This is a genomic window from Bradyrhizobium sp. 197, from assembly GCF_023073375.1.
GTDB lineage: Bacteria > Pseudomonadota > Alphaproteobacteria > Rhizobiales > Xanthobacteraceae > Bradyrhizobium.
The window spans coordinates 226070-251093 of record NZ_JADPJJ010000079.1 but is presented as its reverse complement, the minus strand read 5'-3'; the positions used below and the strand labels follow the sequence as shown (position 1 = coordinate 251093).

19 protein-coding genes are annotated in these 25024 nt (G+C 65.4%); 5 read left to right on the top strand and 14 right to left on the bottom strand.

The window, feature by feature from the left end:
• Positions 1–277 precede the first annotated feature (277 nt).
• From IVB27_RS19885 to IVB27_RS19870, 4 genes are all read left to right on the top strand, one after another.
• Positions 278–1858 carry a Do family serine endopeptidase gene (locus tag IVB27_RS19885; RefSeq protein ID WP_247445010.1) on the top strand — a complete coding sequence of 527 codons (1581 nt, stop codon included), beginning with the start codon at positions 278–280 and terminating at the stop codon, positions 1856–1858.
• A 295-nt stretch (positions 1859–2153) separates the two neighbouring features.
• Positions 2154–2834, top strand: a complete 681-nt coding sequence (locus tag IVB27_RS19880; protein WP_038944287.1) for a response regulator transcription factor — start codon at positions 2154–2156, stop codon at positions 2832–2834.
• On the top strand, positions 2818–4278 hold the full coding sequence (locus tag IVB27_RS19875) for an ATP-binding protein (RefSeq protein WP_247445009.1): 1461 nt from the start codon (positions 2818–2820) through the stop codon (positions 4276–4278). The genes IVB27_RS19880 and IVB27_RS19875 overlap by 17 nt, the downstream gene beginning before the upstream one ends.
• Positions 4275–7262 (top strand): bifunctional [glutamine synthetase] adenylyltransferase/[glutamine synthetase]-adenylyl-L-tyrosine phosphorylase, encoded by a 2988-nt coding sequence (locus IVB27_RS19870; protein ID WP_247445008.1) that lies wholly within the window; start codon positions 4275–4277, stop codon positions 7260–7262. Before IVB27_RS19875 ends, IVB27_RS19870 begins: the two co-directional genes overlap by 4 nt.
• Here IVB27_RS19870 and IVB27_RS19865 read toward each other — a convergent pair.
• From IVB27_RS19865 to IVB27_RS19845, 5 genes are read right to left on the bottom strand one after another with little or no spacing between them, the layout of a single operon-like run.
• Positions 7219–7452: a formate dehydrogenase subunit delta gene (locus IVB27_RS19865; protein ID WP_247445007.1), complete on the bottom strand. Its 234-nt coding sequence runs from the start codon at positions 7450–7452 to the stop codon at positions 7219–7221. The genes IVB27_RS19870 and IVB27_RS19865 overlap by 44 nt on opposite strands.
• The gene (fdhD, locus tag IVB27_RS19860) at positions 7442–8269 is read right to left on the bottom strand and encodes a formate dehydrogenase accessory sulfurtransferase FdhD (RefSeq protein ID WP_247445006.1); all 828 of its coding nucleotides are present in this window, start codon (positions 8267–8269) and stop codon (positions 7442–7444) included. Before fdhD ends, IVB27_RS19865 begins: the two co-directional genes overlap by 11 nt.
• Positions 8270–8273: 4 nt before the next feature.
• Positions 8274–11147: a formate dehydrogenase subunit alpha gene (fdhF, locus tag IVB27_RS19855; protein WP_247445005.1), complete on the bottom strand. Its 2874-nt coding sequence runs from the start codon at positions 11145–11147 to the stop codon at positions 8274–8276.
• Between the two features lie 10 nt (positions 11148–11157).
• Positions 11158–12714, bottom strand: a complete 1557-nt coding sequence (locus tag IVB27_RS19850) for a formate dehydrogenase beta subunit (RefSeq protein WP_247445004.1) — start codon at positions 12712–12714, stop codon at positions 11158–11160.
• Positions 12711–13187 carry a formate dehydrogenase subunit gamma gene (locus IVB27_RS19845; protein WP_247445003.1) on the bottom strand — a complete coding sequence of 159 codons (477 nt, stop codon included), beginning with the start codon at positions 13185–13187 and terminating at the stop codon, positions 12711–12713. The genes IVB27_RS19850 and IVB27_RS19845 overlap by 4 nt, the downstream gene beginning before the upstream one ends.
• A 222-nt stretch (positions 13188–13409) precedes the next feature.
• Between IVB27_RS19845 and IVB27_RS19840 the strand changes: the two genes are divergently transcribed.
• Positions 13410–14303 carry a LysR family transcriptional regulator gene (locus IVB27_RS19840; RefSeq protein WP_247349978.1) on the top strand — a complete coding sequence of 298 codons (894 nt, stop codon included), beginning with the start codon at positions 13410–13412 and terminating at the stop codon, positions 14301–14303.
• Positions 14304–14306: 3 nt separating this feature from the next.
• Here IVB27_RS19840 and IVB27_RS19835 read toward each other — a convergent pair whose 3' ends face one another.
• The 9 genes from IVB27_RS19835 to IVB27_RS19795 form a co-directional block, all read right to left on the bottom strand.
• Positions 14307–16637 (bottom strand): PAS domain-containing sensor histidine kinase, encoded by a 2331-nt coding sequence (locus tag IVB27_RS19835; RefSeq protein WP_247445002.1) that lies wholly within the window; start codon positions 16635–16637, stop codon positions 14307–14309.
• A gap of 225 nt (positions 16638–16862) precedes the next feature.
• Positions 16863–18236 (bottom strand): cation-efflux pump, encoded by a 1374-nt coding sequence (locus IVB27_RS19830; protein WP_247445001.1) that lies wholly within the window; start codon positions 18234–18236, stop codon positions 16863–16865.
• 192 nt (positions 18237–18428) lie between these two features.
• A complete protein-coding gene (locus IVB27_RS19825) occupies positions 18429–19400 on the bottom strand; it encodes a zinc-binding dehydrogenase (protein WP_247445000.1) in 972 nt (323 codons plus the stop codon).
• A 25-nt stretch (positions 19401–19425) separates the two neighbouring features.
• Positions 19426–20421, bottom strand: coding sequence for an NAD(P)H-dependent flavin oxidoreductase (locus IVB27_RS19820; protein WP_247349989.1), 996 nt, complete (start codon positions 20419–20421; stop codon positions 19426–19428).
• A 1039-nt stretch (positions 20422–21460) separates the two neighbouring features.
• Positions 21461–22111: a hypothetical protein gene (locus IVB27_RS19815; protein ID WP_247349991.1), complete on the bottom strand. Its 651-nt coding sequence runs from the start codon at positions 22109–22111 to the stop codon at positions 21461–21463.
• 73 nt (positions 22112–22184) lie between these two features.
• The gene (locus tag IVB27_RS19810) at positions 22185–22385 is read right to left on the bottom strand and encodes a hypothetical protein (RefSeq protein WP_007608336.1); all 201 of its coding nucleotides are present in this window, start codon (positions 22383–22385) and stop codon (positions 22185–22187) included.
• 210 nt (positions 22386–22595) lie between these two features.
• A complete protein-coding gene (locus IVB27_RS19805) occupies positions 22596–22997 on the bottom strand; it encodes a hypothetical protein (RefSeq protein WP_247444999.1) in 402 nt (133 codons plus the stop codon).
• A gap of 149 nt (positions 22998–23146) precedes the next feature.
• Positions 23147–23935, bottom strand: a complete 789-nt coding sequence (locus IVB27_RS19800) for a fumarylacetoacetate hydrolase family protein (RefSeq protein ID WP_247444998.1) — start codon at positions 23933–23935, stop codon at positions 23147–23149.
• Positions 23932–24951 (bottom strand): 2-dehydropantoate 2-reductase, encoded by a 1020-nt coding sequence (locus IVB27_RS19795; protein ID WP_247444997.1) that lies wholly within the window; start codon positions 24949–24951, stop codon positions 23932–23934. Before IVB27_RS19795 ends, IVB27_RS19800 begins: the two co-directional genes overlap by 4 nt.
• Positions 24952–25024 lie beyond the last annotated feature (73 nt).

Genomic DNA, 25024 nt, shown 5'->3' with positions numbered 1-25024 from the left:
GAATCCCCTTCGTTGCACCCGATTCCCGGCAAGCTCAATTAGCCCAGTGCGCCGTTTCCAGATTCTAAATCAACGACTTGGGAATTCTTCACGGACGACTAAGTTCCTGCGGGATCACAACTTTCGTCCTGCGATGAACTGCCGCATTCGCATTGCCGTTCATTACAAAAGTTTAACCCCGCCGCCAGCGCACGGTAAGGCGGGAGCCCCCATCTTCAGCTCCGTAAGGTGCCGCCATCAGGCACCAAATGGATTTCAAGGCCCTGGAGATCTCTGCATGACCGACCGTCCCGACCTCTCGAACCTTCCGTCCTACCGGCAGCCCCGCCGATCGGTTTTCTCGGCCCGCAAGATCGCGCTGATGGCCTCGGTCGTCGCCGGGCTCAGTGCCGCCATCTACGGCTTTGGCCCGCCGACCTCGCCAGCCGACCTGTTCTCGACCCCGGCGCATGCGCAGGTCAACAACGAGGTCCGCAAGGTCGAGCGTCCGATCGGCTTCGCCGACATCGTCGAGCGCGTGAAGCCGTCAGTGATCTCGGTGAAAGTCAACATCAAGGAAAAGACCGCGAGCAATGATGACGGCGATGACGCGCAGTCGCCGTTCCAGCCGGGCTCGCCGATGGAGCGCTTCTTCCGCCGCTTCGGCGGTCCGGACGGTTTCCCGGGCCAGAAGGGGGGCGGCCGTGGGCGCGTCGTGCAGGGCCAGGGCTCCGGCTTCTTCATCTCGGCCGACGGTTTCGCCGTGACCAACAACCACGTGGTGGACGGAGCCGACAAGGTCGAGGTCACGACCGACGAGGGCAAGACCTACACCGCCAAGGTGATCGGCACCGATCAGCGCACCGATCTCGCCTTGATCAAGGTCGAGGGCAGCTCGAACTTCCCGTTCGCTAAGCTTGCCGACGGCAAGCCGCGGATCGGCGACTGGGTGCTCGCGGTCGGCAATCCGTTCGGCCTCGGCGGCACCGTGACCGCGGGCATCGTTTCGGCCAGCGGCCGCGACATCGGCAACGGCCCCTATGACGATTTCATCCAGATCGACGCGCCCGTGAACAAGGGCAATTCCGGCGGTCCGGCTTTCGACACCAACGGTGAGGTGATGGGCGTCAACACCGCGATCTACTCGCCCTCCGGCGGCAGCGTCGGCATCGCATTCTCGATTCCCGCGAGCACCGTGAAGAGCGTGGTGGCGCAGCTCAAGGACAAGGGCTCGGTCAGCCGCGGCTGGATTGGCGTGCAGATTCAGCCTGTCACCTCCGACATCGCCGACAGCCTCGGCATGAAGAAGGCCGAAGGTGCGCTGGTTGCCGAGCCGCAGGCGAATGGCCCGGCGGCCAAGGCCGGCATCGAGTCCGGTGACGTGATCACGTCAGTCAACGGCGAATCGGTCAAGGACGCCCGCGAGCTCGCCCGCACCATTGGCGGTTTGGCGCCCGGCGCGACCGTGAAGCTCAACGTGCTGCACAAGGGCCAGGACAAGGTCGTGAACCTGACCCTCGGCCAGTTGCCGAACACGGTCGAGGCCAAAGCCGACACCGACAAGGACACCGGCAAGGGCGCGAGCCGTGGCACCGACGTGCCCAAGCTCGGGATGACCGTCGCGCCCGCCGATTCTGTGGCCGGCGCCGGCAAGGAGGGCGTCGTGATCACCGAAGTCGATCCGAAGAGCGCCGCAGCCGAACGCGGCTTCAAGGAAGGCGACGTGATTCTCGAAGTCGGCGGCAAGAGCGTGAGCACTGCCGGCGAAGTCCGCGACGCCATCACCACGGCGCGGACCGACAACAAAAACAGCGTCCTGATGCGGGTCAAGAGCGGCGGCCAGTCGCGCTTCGTCGCCGTGCCCATCGCCAAGGGTTAACCAAGGGCTAACCAAGGGACAGGCCTCAGGAGGCCCACGAGATGAAGGGTGTCGCCGGCATCAGTCGCCCCCGCCGACGGCGTCCTTCGGGGAAGCAGCGCAACGTTTGCTTCCCCTGTCTACCTTCCGGTGGAATTACGCCCCCCTCCGTCGGAAGGCCTAGGGCGGTGAGGTCCCCCCAGCTTCACCGCCCGCCTTTTTCTCGTTGCCAGAGTCTCTCACTCGGCTTGCATGCGATTGCCGCTCGCGCCATGTTTAGAGAAGGTTCCCTCCCTTGACCGTCGCCGAACGCACGATGCGCCTCCTCATCATTGAAGACGACCGCGAATCCGCCGACTATCTCGTGAAGGCGTTTCGCGAGGTCGGGCACATTGCCGATCACGCCGCCGACGGCGAGGAAGGCCTCGCCATGGCCGAGAACGGCGATTACGACGTGCTGGTGGTCGACCGCATGCTGCCCAAGCGCGACGGCCTGTCGCTGATCGGCGCGCTCCGCGACAAGGACGATTCGACGCCGGTGCTGATTCTCTCCGCGCTTGGACAGGTCGACGACCGCATCAAGGGCTTGCGCGCCGGCGGCGACGACTATCTGCCAAAACCCTATTCCTTTGCCGAGCTCCTGGCCCGGGTCGAGGTGCTGTCACGCCGCCGCGGCGGTCCGGCCGAGGACACGCTGTACCGAGTCGGCGATCTCGAGCTCGACCGGCTCTCCCATCGCGTCGCTCGCGGTAAGGATGAGCTAACGCTCCAGCCGCGTGAATTCCGCCTGCTCGAATACCTTATGAAGCATGCGGGCCAGGTGGTGACCCGCACCATGCTCTTGGAGAACGTCTGGGACTATCATTTCGATCCGCAGACCAACGTGATCGACGTGCACATCTCGCGGTTGCGCTCCAAGATCGACAAGGGTTTTGAGCGGCCGCTGCTGCATACCATCCGCGGCGCCGGGTACATGATCCGTGACGGCATTCGGTAAACTCGTCCGCACCACGGCATTCCGGCTGACGCTGGTCTATTTGCTGCTGTTCGCGATGTTCGCGGCCTCGCTGCTTGCCTATTTCGCCTGGAATACACGGCGGCTGATCACCGAGGAGATCACGCAGACGGTCAATGCCGAGACGTCGGAGATCAACGAGATCTACGGCCGCCGCGGCTTGCGCGGTCTCGTCCTTGCCATTGAGTACCGGGCGTTGCGGCCGGGCGCCAACCTCTATCTGGTGACGACGCCGACCGGCCAGTCGATCGCCGGCAATGTCGGCTCGCTCGCGCCCGGCGTGATGGCGACGCGCGGCTGGTCCGAGACCGCCTACCGGCGGATCGAGGACACCGATGATCGCGACCATCTTGCGCTGGTTCGCGTCACCGAACTGGAAAACGGCTTCCGGCTTCTGATCGGACGCGATCTCGCGGAGCGGCGACGGCTGTTCGGCATCGTGGCGAAGGCCGCGCAATGGTCGATCCTGATCGTCGTGGTGCTCGGCCTTGGCGGCGGCATCTTCGTGGCGCGCCGAGTGCTCACGCGCATCGATGCGATGAGCGGCACCGCCCATCGCATCATGACCGGTGATCTCAGCGAACGCCTGCCGGTGGGACGCAGCGGTGACGAACTCGACCGCCTCGCCGAAAACCTCAACGCCATGCTGGAGCGGATCGAGGCGCTGATGGCGGGACTGAAGGAGGTTTCCGACGACATCGCCCACGATCTCAAGACGCCGCTGACGCGCTTGCGCAACCGCGCCGAGGAGGCGCTGGCGAAATCGGGCGGCGAGGCCGATTACCGCGCCGCCCTGGAACGGACCATCGAGGAATCCGACGGCCTGATCCGCACTTTCAACGCGCTGCTGATGATCGCGCGTGCCGAGTCCGGACAGGCGCGCGGCAACATGGATGATTTCGACGCCGCCGACGTCGCGGGCGGCATCCACGAGCTCTACGAGCCGCTGGCCGAAGACGACGGCATGATCTTGAAGGTCAGCTGCGAGCCGACGCCGGTTCACGCCAACCGCGAATTGATCAGCCAGGCGCTCGCCAATCTTGTCGAGAATGCGATCAAATACGGCAAACCGATCGCGCAGTCGGCTGGAACCGTGGTCAGCATGGACAGCCGGCAGATCACGATCGAGTCCAGGCGCGAGGGCGATCAGGTGCTGCTCAGCGTCACCGATCGCGGTCCCGGCATCCCCGAAGCCGACCGCAAGCACGTCGTGGAACGATTTGTGCGGCTGGAAGCGAGCCGTACGCTGCCCGGATCCGGGCTCGGCCTCAGTCTCGCCTCGGCGGTTGCGACATTGCATGGCGGCGAGTTGAGGTTGGGCGACGCCCAGCCCGGGCTTGTCGCCACGCTGGTGCTGCCGGCGCGCGCGGGGGCCGGCGACAGGGTTGCTCCGTCAATGCAGGATGTGCCACAGAAGGTGGCATGAACCATTCCGCGCCGGGAAACGCGGACAAGCATGGCGAGAGCCTGGCCGCACGCTTCGCGGAGGCTCCCCATATTGCCGCTTCCGTCACCGACCAAGGACATTTTGAAAGCTGGCTGGCCGAGCTCGAGCCCGCGCAATCCGCCCGTCTTGAAGCGCTGCTGGCTCATCCCTTCGCGCGGGACATCCTGTCCGGCATCACGGAATTCTCGCCTTATCTGTTCGAACTGGCGCGTGCCGATCCCTTGCGCCTGATCCGGCTGCTGGAATGCGATCCGGATGCGCATCTCGCCACGCTGATCGCGGAGGCGAGCGGTGCGGTGCTTGCGGCATCCGACGAGGCCGAGGTGATGCGGCTGCTTCGCCGCATGAAGGCGGAGGCCGCGCTCCTGACCGCGCTGTGCGACATCGGCGGCGTCTGGCCGGTGATGCGGGTGACCGCAGCGCTCACCGATGTCGCGGTGTCCTCGGTGCAGGCGGCGCTTCAGTACCTGCTGCGGCAGGAAGCCGCACGCGGCAAGCTCTTGCCGCCCAATCCCGAGGCGCCCGAGGAAGGCTGCGGGCTGATCGTGCTTGCGATGGGCAAGATGGGCGCGGGCGAGCTGAACTATTCCAGCGACATCGATCTGATCGTGTTCTTCGATCCCGACAATACGACGTTGGCAGCGGATATCGAACCCCAGCCATTCTTCGTGAGGGTGACGCAGGGGATGGCACGCATTCTCCAGCAGCGCACCTATGACGGCTATGTCTTCCGCGTCGATCTGCGCCTGCGTCCCGATCCATCCTCGACGCAGGTGGCGATTTCGCGCGACGCCGCGCTGAACTATTACGAGCGGGAAGGGCGCACCTGGGAGCGCGCCGCGATGATCAAGGCGCGAGCCTGCGCCGGCGATCCCAAAGCGGGCGAAGCGCTGCTCGCGGAGATCGCGCCCTTCGTCTGGCGCAAGCATCTCGATTTCGCCGCGCTTGCCGACGTTCACGACATGAAGCGGCAGATGCAGACCTATCGCGGCCAGAGCGAGGTCGCGGTCGAAGGGCATAACGTGAAGGTCGGGCGCGGCGGAATCCGCGAGATCGAGTTCTTCGCCCAGACCCAGCAATTAATCGCCGGCGGCCGTCATCCCGAACTGCGCGTGCGGCCGACGCTCGCCGCGCTCAATATTCTCGCTTCCAGCAACTGGATCACGTTCGCAGCGCGCGACGAACTGGCCACTGCGTACGAATTCCTTCGCCGGGTCGAGCATCGACTCCAGATGATCGCCGACGAGCAGACCCATACGCTGCCCGAGGACAAGGAGGCGGTCGAGCGTTTCGCCTGGTTCTTCGGTTATCCGGATCGCGAGGCCTTTGCCGGCGACCTCTTGCGCCAGCTCGAGATCGTCCAGGGGCACTACGAAAAGCTGTTCGAGGGCGACGATCCGACCGGAACGGCCAGGCTGCCGGCACTCGACTACAGCGTGGGTCCCGACGATCCGCGGTTGCTTCAGCAGCTGGCGGCGCTCGGCTTCAAGAAGCCCGCCGCGGTTGCGCAGACCGTGCGTGACTGGATCACGGGCGACTACCGCGTGTTTCGCAATGAGGCGACGCGAAGCGCCTTCGTTGAATTCGTGCCGGCCCTGATCGACGGTCTCGCTCATGCCGAAGAGCCGGATCGGGCGGTCGTGGCGTTCGATCAATTCCTTGGGGCGCTCCAGCGCGGCGGCCGGCTGATCACGCTGCTCGGCCAGAACCGCGATCTCGTCGCGCTGGTGGCGCTGGTGTTGGGTGCGGCACCGCGGCTCGGCGAGATGCTGGCACGACAGCCGCAGCTCATGGACGGCCTGATCGATCCGCGCTTCTTCGGCGCCATGCCCGACAGGCAGGAATTGTCCGGGCGGCTCGCGACGACAGTGCAGGATGCCGGCTCATACGAAGAGTTCCTCGACCGCCTGCGCCTGTTCGGGCAGGAGAGCCTGTTCCTGATCGGCACGCGCATCCTGTCCGGCACGGTCTCGGCGCAGCAGGCGAGCACCGCCTTTGCCGACGTCGCCGAGGGCATCGTCCACACCGTGCACGGCCTTGTCGCCGACCGCTTTGCCGCCCAGCACGGCCGGATCAAGGGGCAAGAGACCGCGATGATCGCGATGGGCCGGCTCGGCAGCCGAGAGATGACGGCCTCGTCCGATCTCGACCTGATCCTGCTCTACGATTTCGACAGCGACAACCCGGACTCCGACGGTGCGAAGTCACTGCAAGGTGCACACTACTTCGCCCGCTTCACCCAGCGCCTGATCAGCGCCTTCACGACGCGTACCAATTACGGCGTGCTCTACGAGATCGACATGCGGCTGCGCCCCTCGGGGCGTGCCGGCCCTGTGGCGTCGAGCCTCGTCTCCTTCGCGGACTACCAGACCAACGAGGCCTGGACCTGGGAGCACATGGCGCTGACGCGCGCGCGCGTCGTGTCGGCTTCGCCCGCATTTCGGGAACGGATCGAGCACGTCATCCGCGATGTCCTGACCCGCCGCCGCGATCCCGGAATCACCGCCAACGACGTCGCCGACATGCGGCGCGCGATCGCGCAGGAGAAGGGCGAGACCGACCGTTGGGATCTCAAATACGCCGCCGGCGGCATGGTCGACATCGACTTCATCGCGCAATATCTCCAGCTCGTGCATGCTCACGAGACACCGGAGATTCTCGACGTCGGCACTATGCAGGTGCTGGAAAATGCATGTCGGCTCGGCGTGCTCGCACAATCGGAGACCGAGATACTGCGCGCCGCAGCGCGGCTCTATCACGACCTGACGCAGATCCTGCGGCTCTGCGTCAGCGACCGCTTCAAGCCGGAAACAGCCGGCACCGACCTCCTGCGCGTGATGGCACGCGCCGGCGACGCGCCGGATTTCTCCTCGCTGGAGGCGCGCGTGAAGGAGACGCAGAGCGAGGTGCGCCGTGTCTTCAGGTCGCTGCTGGAAGGGACGTCGCCGGCTTCAGCGAGGTGAGCGCCTCGCGCACGTTCGGCTCCAAGCCAACGCCGCCGGCATCGAGATGGGCGAAGATCGCGCGCTTCATCCGCGGATCCCAGAACTTCTTGATATGATCGGCGATCCCCGGCACGGCCTTGTCGTGGCCCTGGCTCCGGAAGAACATGCCGATCTGGTTGGCCATGTAGATCAGGCGGTCAGGCGACATCGGCAATCTCCGTGGCATGACGCGCGACAACGCGGCCGCCATGCGAAAACACCTCGAACCCGTCCTGGCGGGCAATGGCAATCAGCGTGATGCCGGCGGCCTCAGCGGTGCGCATCCCGAGCGCGGTCGGCGCAGAGACGGCGACCATCACCGGCGCGCCGATGGCGGCGGTCTTCTGCACCATCTCGATCGAGACGCGGCTGGTCAGCAGCACGATGCCGCCGCTTGCAACCGTGCGGCTGCGCGCCAGCGAACCGGCGAGCTTGTCGAGCGCATTGTGGCGGCCGACATCCTCGCGCAGCGTGACGATACCGCCGGCAGGCGACCAGAACGCGGCGGCGTGAACGGCGCGGGTTTGCAAATTGATCGATTGCAGCGGTGCGATGGTCTGCATCGCCGCCATGACCTGTTCGGGCGTAAACGTCTGTCCCTGCGGCACGACAGCCGCAGGCCGCACGGCTTCGGCGATTGAATCGATGCCGCAAATGCCGCAGCCGGTCGGGCCGGCGATGTGGCGGCGCCGCTCGCCGATGCGCGCGGCATCTTCCGAGGCCAGCCACATGCGCAACTCGATGCCGTCGTCGAGGCGGACCATTTCGAGCGACTTGATGTCGTCGACCGATTTGATGATGCCTTCATCGAGGCTGAAGCCGACCGCAAAATCTTCCAGGTTCTGCGGCGTCCCCATCATGACGGCGTAGGTGCCGCCATTGTAGGTCAGCGCCAGCGGCGTCTCCTCCGGAATCAGCCGTGTCCCCTCGGATGCGATACCGTCGCGCCAGATCTCGCGGTCGATGGCCTGGACCGGCACGTGCATGCCGCTACTCCGCCGCCTCGGCCGGCGCGATGCGGCGGGAGTGCCGTGCCTGCGCGTCGTAGGCCTTCTGCCAGTCGGACGGGCCGTTCGACGGCGAGATCTGCACCGCCGTGACTTTGTATTCGGGGCAGTTGGTCGCCCAGTCGGAATAGTCGGTCGTGATGACGTTGGCCTGCGTGTCCGGATGGTGGAAGGTGGTGTAGACGACGCCCGGCGCGACGCGATCGGTGATCTCCGCACGCATCGTGGTCTCGCCGGCACGGCTCTTCAGCCGCACCCAGTCGCCGTCGCGCACGCCGCGCTGCTCGGCATCGTGCGGATGGATCTCCAGCCGGTCCTCGGCATGCCAGACTACGTTCTCGGTGCGCCGGGTCTGCGCGCCGACATTGTACTGGCTGAGGATGCGGCCCGTGGTGAGCAGCAGCGGATAGCGCGGGCCGGTGCGTTCGTCGGTCGCGATATATTCGGTGACGACGAACTTGCCCTTGCCGCGGACGAAGTCGTCGATATGCATCACCGGCGTGCCCTCGGGCGCCTCCTCGTTGCAGGGCCACTGCACCGAGCCGAGCTCGTCGAGCTTGGCGTAGGAGACGCCGGCGAAGGTCGGGGTCAGCGCGGCGATCTCGTCCATGATCTCGGAAGGGTGGCTGTAGTTCATCTCGAAGCCCATGGCCTTGGCAAGGCCGATGGTGACCTCCCAGTCGGCGAGGCCGTTCTTCGGCGTCATCACCTTGCGAACGCGCTGGATGCGGCGCTCGGCGTTGGTGAAGGTGCCGTCCTTCTCGAGGAAGCTCGAGCCGGGCAGGAAGACGTGTGCGTAGTTCGCGGTCTCGTTCAGGAAGAGGTCATGGACGATGACGCATTCCATCGCCGACAGTGCGGCCACCACATGCTTGGTGTTGGGATCGGATTGCAGGATGTCTTCGCCCTGCACGTAGATGCCCATGAACGTGCCTTCGACCGCCGCGTCGAACATGTTGGGGATGCGCAGGCCGGGCTCGGGGTTGAGCTTGACGTTCCACAGCGCCTCGAACTGGTCGCGCACGGCATCGCCCGAGATGTGGCGGTAGCCGGGGAGCTCGTGCGGGAACGAGCCCATGTCGCAGGAGCCCTGCACGTTGTTCTGGCCGCGCAGCGGGTTCACACCGACGCCGGGACGGCCGATATTGCCCGTGACCATCGCGAGGTTGGCGATCGCGATCACCGTGGTCGAGCCCTGGCTGTGCTCGGTGACGCCGAGGCCGTAATAGATCGCGCCGTTGCCGCCGGTGGCGTAGATGCGGGCCGCTTCGCGCAGATCCTTCGGATTGACGCCGGTGAGGATCGCGCTGGCCTCCGGACTGTTGTTCGGCTGGGAGACGAACGCCGCCCACTCCTCGAACTCGCTCCAGTCGCAACGCTCGCGCACGAAGGCTTCGTTGGCGAGGCCTTCGGTCACGATCACATGCGCCAGCGCCGTCATCACGGCAACGTTTGTGCCGGGCATCAGCGGCAGGTGCAGCGCCTTCACATGCGGCGATTCCACCATCTCGGTGCGGCGCGGATCGATCACGATCAGCTTGGCGCCCTGGCGCAGCCGCTTCTTCAGGCGGGAGGCGAACACCGGATGGGCCGAAGCGGGGTTGGCACCGATGATGACAACGACGTCTGTGTCCTCGACCGAATCGAAATCCTGTGTGCCGGCGGACGTACCGAACGTGGTCGACAGGCCATAGCCGGTCGGGGAGTGGCAGACACGGGCACAGGTGTCGACATTGTTGTTGCCGAAGCCGGCGCGGATCAGCTTCTGCACCAGATAGGTTTCTTCGTTGGTACAGCGGGACGAGGTGATGCCGCCGATGGCGTCGCGACCGTACGTCTTCTGGATGCCGCGCATCCTGTCGGCGGCAAACGAGAACGCTTCATCCCATGAAACTTCACGCCAGGGGTCCTCGATTCGCTCGCGGATCATCGGCTTGAGGATGCGTTCCTTGTGGTTGGTGTAACCCCAGGCGAAGCGGCCCTTGACGCAGGAATGGCCGCGATTGGCCTTTCCATCCTTGTACGGCACCATGCGGACGACTTCCTCGCCGCGCATTTCGGCCTTGAAGGTGCAGCCGACGCCGCAATAGGCGCAGGTGGTGACGACGGAGTGTTCGGGCTGGCCGATCTCGATCACGGATTTCTCGGTCAGCGTCGCGGTCGGACAGGCCTGAACGCAGGCGCCGCAGGAGACGCATTCGGAGCCGAGGAAGCTCTCGCTCATGCCGGGCGAGACGCGGCTGTCGAAGCCGCGGCCGGAGATCGTCAGCGCGAAGGTGCCCTGCACCTCCTCGCAGGCGCGGACGCAGCGCGAGCAGACGATGCACTTGGAGGGATCATAGGTGAAGTACGGATTCGACTCGTCCTTCGGCATCCAGGCGGCGTTCACCTCGCCATTGGACTTCGCGAAGATGTGGTTCTCGCCTTCATAGCCGTAGCGCACGTCGCGCAGGCCGACGGCACCGGCCATGTCCTGCAACTCGCAGTCGCCGTTGGCGCCGCAGGTGAGGCAGTCGAGCGGATGGTCGGAGATGTAGAGCTCCATCACGCCCTTGCGCAGCTTCTTCAGCCGTTCGCTCTGGGTGTGCACGACGAGGCCGGACATGACGGGCGTGGTGCAGGAGGCCGGCGTGCCGGCGCGGCCCTCGATCTCGACGACGCAAAGTCGGCACGAGCCGAACGCATCGACCATGTCGGTCGCGCAGAGTTTTGGGATCTGGTGGCCCGCATCCATTGCAGCCCGCATGATCGAGGTGCCGTCGGGCACCGTAACCTGGTTGCCGTCGATGGTCAGCGTCACCATCGTTTCCGATTTCGAGCGCGGCGTGCCGAAGTCGATTTCTTCGATCAGAGACATTGTCGCTCTCCTATTCCGCGGCCTGAAGCGTGGTCGGGGCCGGGATAAAATCTTCCCGGAAGTGCTTCAATGCGCTGAGCACAGGGTAGGGCGTGAAGCCGCCGAGCGCGCAGAGCGAGCCGAATTTCATCGTGTTGCAGAGGTCCTCGACGAGCGTCAGATTTTCACTCACGCGCTCGCCGCGCATGATCTTATCGATGGTCTCGACGCCGCGGGTCGAACCGATCCGGCACGGTGTGCACTTGCCGCAGGATTCGACGGCGCAGAATTCCATCGCGAAGCGCGCCTGCTTGCGCATGTCGACGCTGTCGTCGAACACGACGATGCCGCCATGGCCGATCAGGCCATCGCGCGCGGCAAAGGCCTCGTAGTCGAACGGGGTGTCGAACAGCGCGCGCGGGAAGTAGGCGCCGAGCGGGCCGCCGACCTGAACCGCGCGAACGGGACGGCCCGTGAACGTGCCGCCGCCGATGTCGTCCACGAGCTCGCCGAGCGTGACGCCGAATGCGGTCTCGAACAGGCCGCCCTGGCGGATGTTGCCGGCGAGCTGGATCGGCATCGTGCCGCGCGAGCGACCCATGCCGAAATCGGCATAGGCCTTGGCGCCTTCGGCCAGGATGAAGGGGATGGCGGCGAACGACAGCACGTTGTTGATGACAGTCGGTTTGCCGAGCAGGCCGTGATGCGCGGGCAGCGGCGGCTTTGCCCGCACGAGGCCGCGGCGGCCCTCGAGGCTCTCCAGCAGCGAGGTCTCTTCGCCGCAAACGTAAGCGCCGGCGCCGACGCGTACTTCGAGATCGAAGCTGTATGTGGAGCCGCCGATCTTGTCGCCGAGATAGCCGCCGCGTCTAGCCGCGGTGATGGCCGCGTTCATCGCTTCGACGGCATGTGGATATTCGCTGCGAATGTAGATGTAGCCCTTGGTCGCGCCGACGGTGATGCCGGCGGTCGTCATGCCCTCGATCACGAGGAAGGGGTCGCCTTCCATGATCATGCGGTCGGCGAAGGTGCCACTGTCGCCTTCGTCGGCGTTGCAGACGATGAATTTACGATCCGCTTTCGCCTGCGCGACCGTCTTCCATTTGATGCCGGTCGGGAAGCCCGCGCCGCCGCGGCCGCGCAAGCCGGATGCGGTGACTTCGTTCAGGATCGCATCCGAGCCGAGCGAGAGCGCACGCTCAAGGCCCTTATAGCCGCCATGGGCGCGGTAGTCTTCGAGCGAGCGCGGGTCGATCACGCCGCAGCGCGTGAAGGTGAGGCGGGTCTGGCGCTTCAGCCAGGGGATTTCATCCGCGGCGCCGAGCCGCCGGGGATGAGATCCATTGCTCGCCATCGAATCGAGCACGGAGGCAATATCCTCCGGGCCAACCGGGCCGTAGGCGACGCGGCCGCCGGAGGTCGCCACCTCGATCATCGGCTCCAGCCAGCAGAGCCCGCGCGAGCCGGTCCTGACGATTTCAATCGGCAGGCCGCGCTGTGCCGCGGCCTGTTCGAGCGCCGTGGCCACGTCATCGGCGCCGACGGCGACTGCAGCCGCATCGCGGGGGACGAATATTCGCATCTTCATCGCTGCGCCTCCGCAACAAGCGCATCGATACGCTTTTCATCGAGCCGGCCAATGAGCCGGCCGTCGAGCATCGCGGACGGCGCGGTCGCGCACAGGCCGAGGCAGTAGATCGGCTCCAGCGTGACGCGGTCGTCGGCCGTCGTGTTGCCGAGCGAGACGCCAAGCTTCGCCTCGGCACGCGCAGCCAGCGCATCGCCGCCCGCCGCCTGACAGGCCTCCGCGCGGCAGAGTTTCAGCACATGGCGGCCGGCCGGCTTGTGGCGGAAATCATGATAGAACGTGAACACGCCATGCACTTCGGCGCGCGACAGATTGAGCGTTTGCGCCACGATCGGAATGGCTGCTTCCGGCACGTAGCCGAACGCCCCCTGGAGCGCGTGCAGGATCACCAGCGTCGCGCCTTCCTGCTTGCTGTGTTCGGCGATGATATCGGCGCCGCGCGTTTCGTCCCAAGGCTCAAAAACCGCTGTCATTCTTCGTTCTCAACCAGAGCGTCTGCTCATCGCAAACTATTTGGAATCATTCGAAGATCAATAAAGCTGTCTCATGCTGCGATCGCGAATTCCGATCGATTTGCGTTGGCGATCAGCCGATTTGAAATTGCAATCGGAGCTGTCCGCCGGGCGGTTTTTACGTGTTGGGCGGGGTAGGGCATGCTAGCTTGTATGCCACCACACAATCCGAGGGGATGACGGTTGCTCGACAAGCTTGAATTGCTGCTGGCGCTGGCGAAAGAGCGGCATTTCGGCCGGGCCGCAGAGGTGTGCGGCGTGACGCAACCGACGATGTCGACCGGGCTCAAACAGCTCGAGGAGATCCTCGGCGTGATGCTGGTCCAGCGCGGCTCCCGCTTCCAGGGTTTTACGCCGGAAGGCGAGCGGGCGCTGGATTGGGCCCGTCGGATCGTGGGCGATGCACGCGCGATGCGTGACGAGATCAATGGGTTGAAGCATCAGCTCTCCGGCGAGATCCGTATTGCCGCGATCCCGACCGTGCTCGGCATGGTCGCCGCGCTGACGACGCCGTTCCGCGCAAGGCATCCCGAGGTGCGCTTCAGCATCCGGTCCACCACCTCGTCCGAGGTGCTGGGGCTGCTCGAAAATCTCGAGGTGGACGCGGGGCTGACCTATATCGAGAATGAGCCGATCGGCAAGGTGCGCACCATTCCGCTCTACAACGAGAGCTATCGCCTGCTCACCGCGCCGGATGGAATGTTTGGCGATCGCGAGACGGTAACGTGGACGGAGGTCGGGCAGGTGCCGCTGTGCCTGCTGACGCCCGACATGCAGAACCGCCGCATCATCGACCGCGCGCTGCGTTCGGTCGGCGCGGAGGCGACGCCGACCTTGACGTCGAACTCGCTGCTGGTGCTGTTCACGCATGTGAAGACGGGGCGCTGGGCCAGCGTGATGCCGGCCAAGCTCGCCGAGACGCTCGGCCTGTCCGATACAGTGCGCTCGATCCCGATCACCGATCCGGATGTCAATTACAGCATCGGCATGGTGATCCCGCAGCGCGATCCGATGACGCCGCTGATTGCGGCGCTGGTCAATGTCGCGCGCGAAGTCGCGCCGTCGCTGCAATCGTAGGATTCAGGCCGCGGCCGATATTCCGGACGCCGCCTTGATCGCGTCGCGCGGCAGGGTCACGCGCACGACGGTGCCGACTTCGAGCTTGGAGCGCAGCCGCATCGAGCCGCCATGGAGCTGCGCCAGCGAGCGGGCGATCGCAAGCCCCAGTCCCGAGCCGTGATAGGTCTTGGTGAGCTGGCTCTCGACCTGCTCGAAGGGGCGGCCGAGCCGCGCCAGTGAATGCGGCGCGATGCCGATGCCGGTGTCGGCGATCATCAGCACGATCCTGTCGTCGAACTGCCGGCTGCGCACCACGATGCGTCCGCCGTCGGGCGTGAACTTCACGGCGTTGGAGAGCAAATTGACGATGATCTGCTTGGTGGCGCGGCGATCGGCGACGACGGAGAGGGATTTTTCGATGTCGGCGTCGAGCGTCAGGTGCTTGTCCTGCGCCCGGCCGGTGACGACCCGCAAGGATTCCGCCAGCGTCTGCGCCAGGTCGAGCTCTTCCATGTCGAGCTTCATGCGGCCGGCCTCGATCTTGGACATGTCGAGGACGTCGTTGATGACTTCGAGCAGATAATGCCCGCTGGTCAGGATGTCGTGGCAGTATTCCTGGTACTTTTCCGAACCGAGTTCGCCGAACATGCCCGAGCCCATGATCTCGGAGAAGCCGATGATCGCGTTCAGCGGCGTGCGCAGCTCGTGGCTCATATTGGCGAGGAATTTCGACTTGGTCTGGTTGGCCTCCTCGGCGCGGGTCTTCTCGCGCTGGTATTTTTCGGCGAGATCGGCGAGCTCGCCTGCCTGTCGTTCCAGAGCTGCCTGCGAGCGCTTCAGGTCGATGACGGTGGCGCGCAGGCGCAGATCGTTGTCGACCAGCTTCTGCTCGTGCTCCTTGATGCGGGTGATGTCGGTGCCGACCGAGACGTAGCCGCCGTCCTTGGTGCGGCGCTCGCTGATGTGCAGCCAGCTGCCGTCGTCGAGCTGCGCCTCGAAGGTGCGCGCGCCGGGGCCCTGGCTGGCGGTCTCGTTGTGGCGGGTTCGCACCTCCGGCATGCGGCCGACCTCGAGCACGGTCTCGTAAGAGGTACCGGAGATGACGGCACTGTCGGGCAGCTTGTGCAGGCGCTGGAAGTGCGAGTTGCAGAGTACCAGGCGGTCGCTGGCGTCCCACAGCACGAAGGCTTCGGGAATGGTCTCGATCGCGTCGCGCAGGCGCAGATCGGCTTCCACGGTCCGCTCGGCGAGGCTCTTCTGCTCGGTGATGTCGACGGCGATCCCGATCAGGTGCACGGTGGAATCGGTCGCGCCGTGGGTCTTTTCGCAGCGGACGCGGAGCCAGATCCAGTGGCCGTCGACATGCTGCATGCGAAAGGTCTGGTCGATGTGGTCGATCTTCTCGGAGATGAGCTGGTCGGCGATCTCGAACAGGTCGATGTCGTCGGACTTCACCAGCGCGTTGACCTCGCCGAAGGTGAGGAGCTCGTTGCGGCCGTCGAGGCCGAGCATCGAAAACATCGACTGCGACCAGAAGATGCGGCCGCGCGACAGGTCCCAGTCCCACAGCCCGCAACGGCCGCGGTTGAGCGCGGTGTCGATCCGGCCGCGCACGGCGTCGTTGATCAAATCGCCCTCGCGGGCACGGGTGGACTGCCAGTGGAAGGCGAAGCCGAGGATCAGGACGACGAAGCCGGTGGTGGCCGACAGCGTCACCGAGAGCGCGGCGTCCGAGCCCCAGATCGGCTCGTTGCGCTCCTGGATCACGGTGACGAAGCCGGGCAGCGACTTGATCTGCCGCGAGGTCGCCATCGCGGCGTTGCCGTTCGGCAGCGTCATGTCGGAGATGTTGCCGTCGCGCGGCGGCGCCGCCAGCAGTTGCGCCGTCGTGATTGCGTCGAGCAGACGATCGTTGCCCGAGGGATCGCTGTCGACCGGGATGCGGGCGAGGATGCGGCGATCGAGGCCGGCCGAGGTGACGATGACGTGGCGGCCCGGGGCGGTGCCCCAGGACGGAATGAGATCGGACAGCAGCGTCGGCAGGTTCTCGATGTTCTTCAGCCGCTCCTGTCGCGCCGAGGTGAGGCGGTCGATGCGCTCGGCGAGCAGGTCAGCGAGCGCCGACATGTCGTGGCGGATCACCAGCCGCTTCTGGCGCGTCTGATCGACGACCTGCACGAACGCGCCGAGGCAGATCGTGATCAGGAACGCGATGATGAGCGTCGGCACCGCGCGGCGCAGCGCCGGCTCGGCGATCAGCAGCCGATGGTAGGCAGGTTTCGCGATCGATTGCGCCAATCCTTTGATCGAATCGGATTGCACGCACGCGTTCGCGGCGTCTGCACGCGCCATGCCCTAGGCCCCCTGGAAACTCTGCTGCGACTGATTTCGAAAGCAGCCCCACATCGCTTTCGAATCACAGCGATTTGAATCCAGTTTTCGCGGCCTGTCGAGAGTCAATGAATCGTTAATGCCGAATAATTCTTATCCAATGGAGAGTTCGCGCCTCTCGCGTCCGTAAATTGACGTGCGTTACGAGTCCGAAACGAGAACGTGTGGCTCCTCGCACATTCTGCATCATGCGCGCGGCGGTTCGGCGTGACTGATCACGCGCTTCACGCTCGGGAACGCGCGCCGCAGCGCACGCTCGATCGCGTCGACGTGCTCGTGCACTTTGATCACGCTCATCGACGGCTCGGCGCGGCAGTGGAAGTTGACGATCTCGCCGGCGTCGGTGTTGCGGACGCGGACATTGTGGATGTCGTGGATCTCGCCACCGGCGGCATATTCCGTCAGAGCGGCGGCGATGGCCTGCACCCGTTCCGGCGCGGCATCGACCCCGAACGGCAGTTCAGGTTCCAGCGGCTCGATGTGGACGTCGACCTCGACGTCCGCGCCGAACTCCTCCTGGATGTTGCGCTCCAGCGTGTTGGCGACGTCATGGGCGGCGTCGAGCTGCATTCCGGCGTCGACCTCGAGGTCGATGCTGACGATCAGCTTGCCGCCGAGGTCGTGCACCGTGACGTGGTGGACGGCGAGTCCCGAATTATGCGCGATCACCATGATGCGGTCGCGGACGGTCTCGTTGTCGCGGGCGACGGGGACCGCGGTGAAGGTGAGGTCGGTATCGCCGAATGCTTTGTCGACGGCCGCTTGCGCCTTGCGCTTGATCTCCTCGACGCGGTCGATCGGATAGGTCCGCGGCACCTTTGCGATGGTGTCGATGAAGGTGGTCGCCCCAACCATGCGCACGCGCAGCCGTTCGACGTCGATCACGCCGGACACGCCCCGGATCGCGGCCGTGGCCTTCTCCTGCGCGCCCTCCGGGGCGCGGTCGAGCAGCGTCTGCACGGTCGAGCCGGCCATGCGCAAGCCGAGCAGGGCGATCATCACGGCGACCGCGGCGGCCGCGGCGGCATCGCCCCACCAGAAGCCCAGGGCGGCGAGGATCAGGCCCACGATCACGGCGAACGAGCCCATCACGTCGGAGGCGAAATGCAGCGCGTCGGCGGCGAGCGCCTGGCTCCGCGTCTCCCGCGCGGCGCGGTGCAGGGCGCGGGCGCGCCAGAGATTGACGACGATGTCGATCACCAGCACTACGAACGGCACGGCCGAAATGGTCGGTGGCGGGGTTCCCTCGCGCAGCCGGCTGTAGGATTCGACCAGGATGCCGCCGGCGAGCACGTAGAGCAGGGCCGTGACGCCCAGCGCCGAGATGCTTTCGAGCTTGCCGTGGCCGTAATGATGCTCCTCGTCCGCCGGCTTGTCGGACACCCGTACGACCGCCCAGGTGATGATGGTGGCGACCAGGTCGACCGAGGAGTGCAGGGCCTCGGAGATCAGCGCCAGCGAGCCGATCGCGATCCCGACTGCGAACTTGGCCGCCGCCATGCCGCCGCTGGCGAAGATCGAGATCGCCGCGACCGAGGTCTTGTTGTGTTGGGAACTCATGGCGTGGGATTTAGCAGGCCACGGGTGAACATCAAGCTGCAGTCCACAGAAGTAGTCGCAAGTGATTTGCAAGAGCACCTTTTCGTAGGGTGGACAGAGGCGCCATGGCGCCGTGCCTACCAACAGGCGTCTCCTGATCAACCGCTTGTGGTGGGCATGCTTCGCTTTGCCCACCCCGCAAGACTGGGGCCGCTACGGCACCGTCACCACGATCTTGCCGAGGTGCTTGTTCGCCTCCATGTGCTCGAATGCCTTGTCGATGTCGTCGAAGGCAAACACCCTGTCGATCGGCAGCTGCAGTTTTCGCGACTCGACCGCGCCCCAGATGTCCTTGCGGACCTCCTCAAAAATCTCGCGGACCTCCTCGATGGTGCGGGTGCGGAAGGTGACGCCGACATAGTCGATGCGGCGCGCCGCGTGCAGGTCGAAGTTGAAATCGGCATGGGTGCCGCCGAGCCGGCCGACATTGACGATGCGGCCTTTTACCTTTGTCGCGGCGAGGTTCTGGTTGGCGACTTGGCCTGAGACCTGGTCGACGATGAGGTCGACGCCTTCGCCGTTCGTCGCCTTCAGCACCTCGTCGACCCATGTGGGATCGGAGGAATCGACAGCAAGGTCGGCGCCATATTCCTTCAGCCGGCCGCGGCGAGTGGCATCGGTCGACGAGCCGATCACGAGTTTGGCGCCCTTGAGCCTGGCGATCTGCATCGCCATCAGGCCGACGCCGGAGCTTGCGCCCTGGATCAGCACGGCTTGCCCCGGCTGCACGCCGCCGACGGTGACGACGGCGTTGTGCATGGTCGCGAGCGCGACGGGGAGGGTGGCGGCTTCCTCGAAATTCATGTTCGAGGGCCCGCGGAACAGCCGGCCGTGATCGGCCAGCGTGTATTCGGCGAACGCCGCGCCGCCCGAGCCCATAATGCGGTCGCCGACCTTCACGCCCTTGGCATCCGGTCCGAGCTCGGCGACTTCGCCGGCCCATTCCATACCGAGCACGGTGCCGGCGCCGCCGGCCGCGCCATGGACGTGGCCCTTGCGCATGCCCGTGTCGGCGCGATTCAGTCCGCAGGCGCGGACGCGGACCAGCACCTGCGTGCCTTTAGGTTTTGGTTGAGCGACGTCGGAAATCGTAGCGCCACCAGGGCCGTAGACATAAGCCTTCATAAATTGCTCTCGCTTCTTACAGTGACTATTCAGCAGCTTGCGCTGTCGGATGAACGATCATGCCTTCGAGCCGGCTGCGGATGATGGCCTCGGCTTCGCGCACGATCCGGGAGACGAGTTCGGCGCAGCTCGGGATATCATGGATCAGGCCCTGCACCTGGCCAGCCGACCAGATGCCTTCGTCCGAGTTGCCGGTCGCATAGACCATCTTGCCACGTGCGCCGGCGACGAGCTCGCGGATGTCCTCGAACTTGGCGCCTTCCTTCTCCATCGCGACGACCTTGGTCGAGATCTCGTTCCTGGCAACGCGGGAGGTGTTGCGCATGGTGCGGAAGATCAGCTCGGTCTCGCGCTCGTCATTGGCGACGATCTTCTCCTTGATGAGCTGGTGGATCGGACTTTCCCTGGTGGCCATGAAGCGCGTGCCCATGTTGATGCCTTCGGCGCCCAGCGCCAGCGCGGCGACGAGGCCGCGGGCGTCGGCAAAGCCGCCTGAAGCAATCATCGGGATCTTGATCTTGTTGGCGGCGGCCGGGATCAGGATCAGCCCGGGGGTGTCGTCCTCGCCGGGGTGGCCGGCGCATTCGAACCCGTCGATCGAGATGGCGTCCACGCCCATGCGCTCAGCCGAGAGCCCGTGACGGACGCTGGTGCATTTGTGCACGACCTTGACGCCGTGCTTCTTGAACTCGTCGACATGCTCCTGCGGCTTGTTGCCGGCGGTTTCGACCACCGTGATGCCGCTCTCGATGATGGCGGCGCGGTATTCGGCATAAGGCGGCGGCTTGATCGCGGGCAGGATGGTGAGGTTGACGCCAAACGGCTTGTCGGTGAGGTCGCGGCAGCGCGCGATCTCCTTCCTGAGGTCCTCCGGCGTCGGCTGGGTCAGCGCCGTGATGAAGCCGAGCGCGCCGGCATTGGCGACGGCGGCGACCAGCTCGGCACGGCCGACCCATTGCATGCCGCCCTGGACGATCGGGTGCTCGACACCGACGAGCTTCGTGAACCGCGTCTGCAACATGATCTGTTTCCCCCGCCTGTGTGGAGCTCTGTTATCGGTTGATGGCGGCAGGATGCCGCCCAGGTCGGGAAAAGTCTATTGCGAGGTCGGACAGGGCGATCATGCGGGGGAGTGGGGGATTCCGTGGGGCGGATAATTGGGGCGCGATGAGTGTGGGCGACAGCGTCACTCCGTCTCGTGTCCCGGACGCGCTGCAACGTCCTTCACGTTGCGGCGCAGAGCCGGGACCCATGCCCCGCGAGCACTCTGAACGATGGGCCCCGGCTCTCTGAAAGATGAGCCCCGGCTCTGCAGCGCACCGTCGAGGGGACGCTGCGCTGCATCCGAGGCACGGACGAACAGTCTGCTGATCAATCCCGACCCAACTTTCAAACAGTGGACACACCTTCGCCTCCTCGCGGCGCATTTCGCCCGAGCTTTGCCTGATCGCATCGCCCTCGTCGTGACAAGGGCGCAGGGAAGGCCGGGCGCCGGCTGGCACCCAGGTCCGTGCGCAGGAAGATGCACACGGGGTGGACCACAGGTCAGCCAATCGCCCGGCCTTCCCTGCGCAATGGTTTACGGCTTACTTCGTGCTCTCCCCGGGGAGTCGAGCCCTATTGCCCCCGTCGCCTCGTGGATCACTGGCGTCGCCGCCCGGTCGGGCGGAGAGCGCCACCAAGAGACTTGACGCCAGATTCGGGCGTCAGGACCACACGACTTGGCCGTCCGCGCACATCCTCGCTGGGACTTCGAGAGCTGGCGTGTGCTCACGCCCGAAGCCATGCGAAAACGCTGTCGGCATCGTGTCGTACGCGCGGTGGTAACTGCTCACGGCAAGGCCGCCCTGCAATTCCGATCGCGCCCGACGCCGTCGCGTCCATCGCTACCCTGCCCGCGGTTCGTGACGATCGCGATCCGCCCTTGTCTCGGCCAGGGTGGTTCGTGTGTACGGTAAATCAGAATTTCGGTAAAGTGGAATATTTTTGGCGCGGAGGATTGACAGGCGAGGTGGGGGAATTGCGCGGGGTGTTTTGCCCGACGGGTGACAAGGCTGCGGCTATTCCGCCGACAGTCGCACCATCTGGCGGCCACCGTTTATTTCCTTGAGGCTGTTGACGAAGTTTTCCGGCCGCTGCCAGCGGTAGGGGACCTTCAATCCCATGTACTCGGCGATGTCGCCGATGAAGCCGGTGCAGTTGGTGGTCTCGGCGTTCCAGACCGGCGAGCTCGCCTGCAATTTCTTGATATAGGCAAACACGCGCTTGGCGTCGGCTTCGTTCAAATAGACGCGGTAGTTCGCGGTCAGATAGTCCGGGTCGAGATCGCCGTAACTCGCGCCGGTCTCCGCCGGCACCCAGGTGACGTGACCGAGCACATAGGCCCAGGTGTCGCCGGCCGGCGTTAGCCCTGCCACCTCGACGGCGCGCTCGCTGGTCTTGCCGTACCAGACGAAGGCGTGGCCCCAGCTCGCGGCCGTGCGGGCGCGGAAATCGACGTAGTACGGACCTTTCTCTGCGCGCGCGACCGCGCGCCGCGTCGATGGCGGCGCCGGCCGCGATACGGTGTCGGTCGTGGCAAGCGCGTTTGCGTCAGCAACGCGCTTGTTCGCTTCGTGGGCCGAGGCCGAGGGTGTCGTACACGCGATCATGGCCGCGAGCGCAAATCCCGCAAGGATGCAGGGTCCCGATCGATCAGGTTTGTTCGTCACGCTGTGCCCCTCGACTGTCGGCCGCTTACGCCAAGTCTGCGCTTGCTTCTTCTGCGCGTACTTCGCTAACGCGTCAGTAGCGCGCCGCGACCGGGCCGGGCGCCTTGCCGATCGGGGCCTTTCCAACCGGGCTCTTGCCAATCGGCATCTTGCCGATCGGCGCCTGCTCCGAATAAACGGGAACGGGCTGGCGGCGCGGCAGATCCGCAGCATTCGCAACCGTCACCAGAGCAAGCGTAGCACCCACGACAAATACAATCTTCTTCACAGTCATACCCCTAGAAGGTTTGGTCCAAAGACGGCACCGCCGTGCCCCCAGACACGCCTCACAGAAGGGCGGCGGAATGCGTCCACAGTGCGGCATCCGCGGGACATGTTGGCGGCATCTGCCGGGCGCATGGAGATGTGATGTGTCTGAACGTTTCGGAGCACGCGGCTCGCAGAATGAGTTGAACGCAGCGAAACCATCCTGCGCAGCTCGGCCTCACCCGATCCGGTTCAGGCTGCTCCGAATCGTCGAGAAAATCCCGCCGATGTCTTTCCGCAATCCGTCGAGCGCGTTGAAATTGTCGAAGATGCGGGCGAGGCGGTCTTCGACCTCGCGCTTGCTCTTGGTCAGCGCGTCGACGCGCGAGGCGAGGGTGACGTCGCCGCTCGCCTCGATCTCGCCGACGGTTTTGGCGAGGAGGTCGCGGGTGGTGCCGACGTCCGCAATCAGAGCCCCGATGCCGAACACCGGGGCCTTCAGCGGGACGAGGTCGGCCTGCGACTTCGACAGCTCCATCTTGAAGGCGTTCAGCGTCGCCAGCGTCTCCTGCAACGCGCCGAGGCGCTGGCGCGAAAGGGTCGCGGGGCTTGCCCGGACGTTTCCGGTAGCGCGATCCACGGCTGGTTGCGTCGGCCGATCTATGGACGAGCGGTGGAGAGTACCGGATTTTCCCGAATTGGGAGCGGGCGACGTCAGGTCCCCTCGGCCGTCATTCCGGGGCGGCGCGTAGCGCCGAGCCCGGAATCCATCGAACGACAGAGATTGCGCTACAGCCGAAATTGGTTGGTGAGCTCGCCGATGCCGTCGATCGCGACGGTCACCGTGTTCACCGGCTCTTTCATCACGCCGACGCCGACCGAGGTGCCGGCGGCAATGAGGTCGCCGGGGAGCAGGGTCATGTCGTGGGAGATCTTGCTGACCAGTTCCTGCGCTGTGAAGATCATGTCCGATATCGGATAGTTCTGTCGCTCCGCGCCGTTGAGGATGGTGCGGACCACCAGCTTGGCCGGATCTAGACCGGTGGCGATGACGGGACCGAACGGGCCGTAATCGTCGATGCCCTTGGCACGAGCCCATTGCGGGAACGTGGGATCGCTGGTCAGGATGTCGTTGGCGGTGATGTCGTTGACGCAGGTGTAGCCGAAGATGAAGCTGTCTGCTTCCGCCGGCGAGACGCGCGCGCAGGTCTTGCCGATGACGATGCCGAGCTCGCCCTCATATGTCGTCTTGCCGTCATAATACGAGGGACGGCGGATCACGGCGCCAGGTGTCGTGATGCTGGTGGTGGCCTTCAGCAGATAGAGCGGCTCCGGTGGCTCAGGTTGGTTGAGCTTGGCCGCGAGCGCGTGAAAATTATTCCAGAGCGCGACGATCTTGCTGGGCGCGCAGGGCGCGAGCAGCTCGACCTCCGACAGTGCCAGCGTCTTGCCGGTGGCTGCATGGCGGCCGAACATCTCGCCCTCATGCACGCTGATGCCTGACGAATTCAGCGTGCCGAAGCCGGTCGCACCGCTGTTGCGGAAGCGGAGCCATTGTTTCATCTCGCCAGCCATCATGCCACCGCCAGTGCGCGTGGATCTGATGGCGTCGTGATGCCGTCATAGAGACCGGCGATGCGGGCGCGCTGGGTCACCATCGCCAGCACCGAGTCGAGCGCGGGGGTGGCGACGCCGGTGAGGCGGCCCATCTCCTGCACGACGGTGACGAGCGGGTCGATCTCCATCGGACGGCCGCGCTCGAGATCCTGGAGCATCGAGGTCTTGTGCGCGCCGACTTTGCGCGCGCCCTCGATGCGGCGCTCGACGTCGACGCGGAATTTGATGCCGAACGTCTCGGCGATGCCTTGCGTCTCCATCATGATCGCGCGCGACAGCGCGCGGGTGGCCGGATCGGTGCAGATCACGTCGAGCGTTGCGTGGGTCAACGCGCTGATCGGGTTGAAGCAGACATTGCCCCACAGCTTCAGCCAGATCTCGTCGCGGATGCGGTCGAGCACGGGCGCTTTCAGCCCGGCGGCGACGAAGAGATCGGCGAGGCGTTGCACGTCCGGGGTGATTTCACCGGAGGGCTCGCCGAGCGGGAAATTGTTGCCGTAGACGTGGCGGATCACGCCGGGCGCCTCGATTTCGGTGGCGGGATAGACGATGCAGCCGATGGCGCGGCCGGCGCCGATTTCGCGCCACTGCCGTCCGCCGGGGTCGATGCTCTCCAGCGTCGCGTTCTCGTATTGGCCGCCGTGCTTGTAGAAGTACCAGTAGGGGATGCCGTTGACGGCGGTGACGATGCGGGTGTGGGGTCCGAGCAGCGGCTGCATCTTCTCGATCACGCCGGTGATCGAGTGCGCCTTCAGCGTGATGATGATGTAGTCCTGCACGCCGAGCTCGGCGGGATCGTCGGTGCAGCGCGGATGCACGGTGTGCTTCTCCTCGCCCGCGAGCAGCGTCAAGCCGCGCTCGCGCATCGCGGCGAGGTGGGCGCCGCGTGCGATGAGGCTGACGTCGGCGCCAGCGCGCGCGAGCTGAACCCCAAGATATCCGCCGATCGCGCCGGCGCCGTAGATGCAGATCTTCATGGAATCCTCGCGGGACCAAAATTGGTCGTTCGTTCGATCGTTCACGCCACAGGCTCTCTGCACCTCTCCCGCT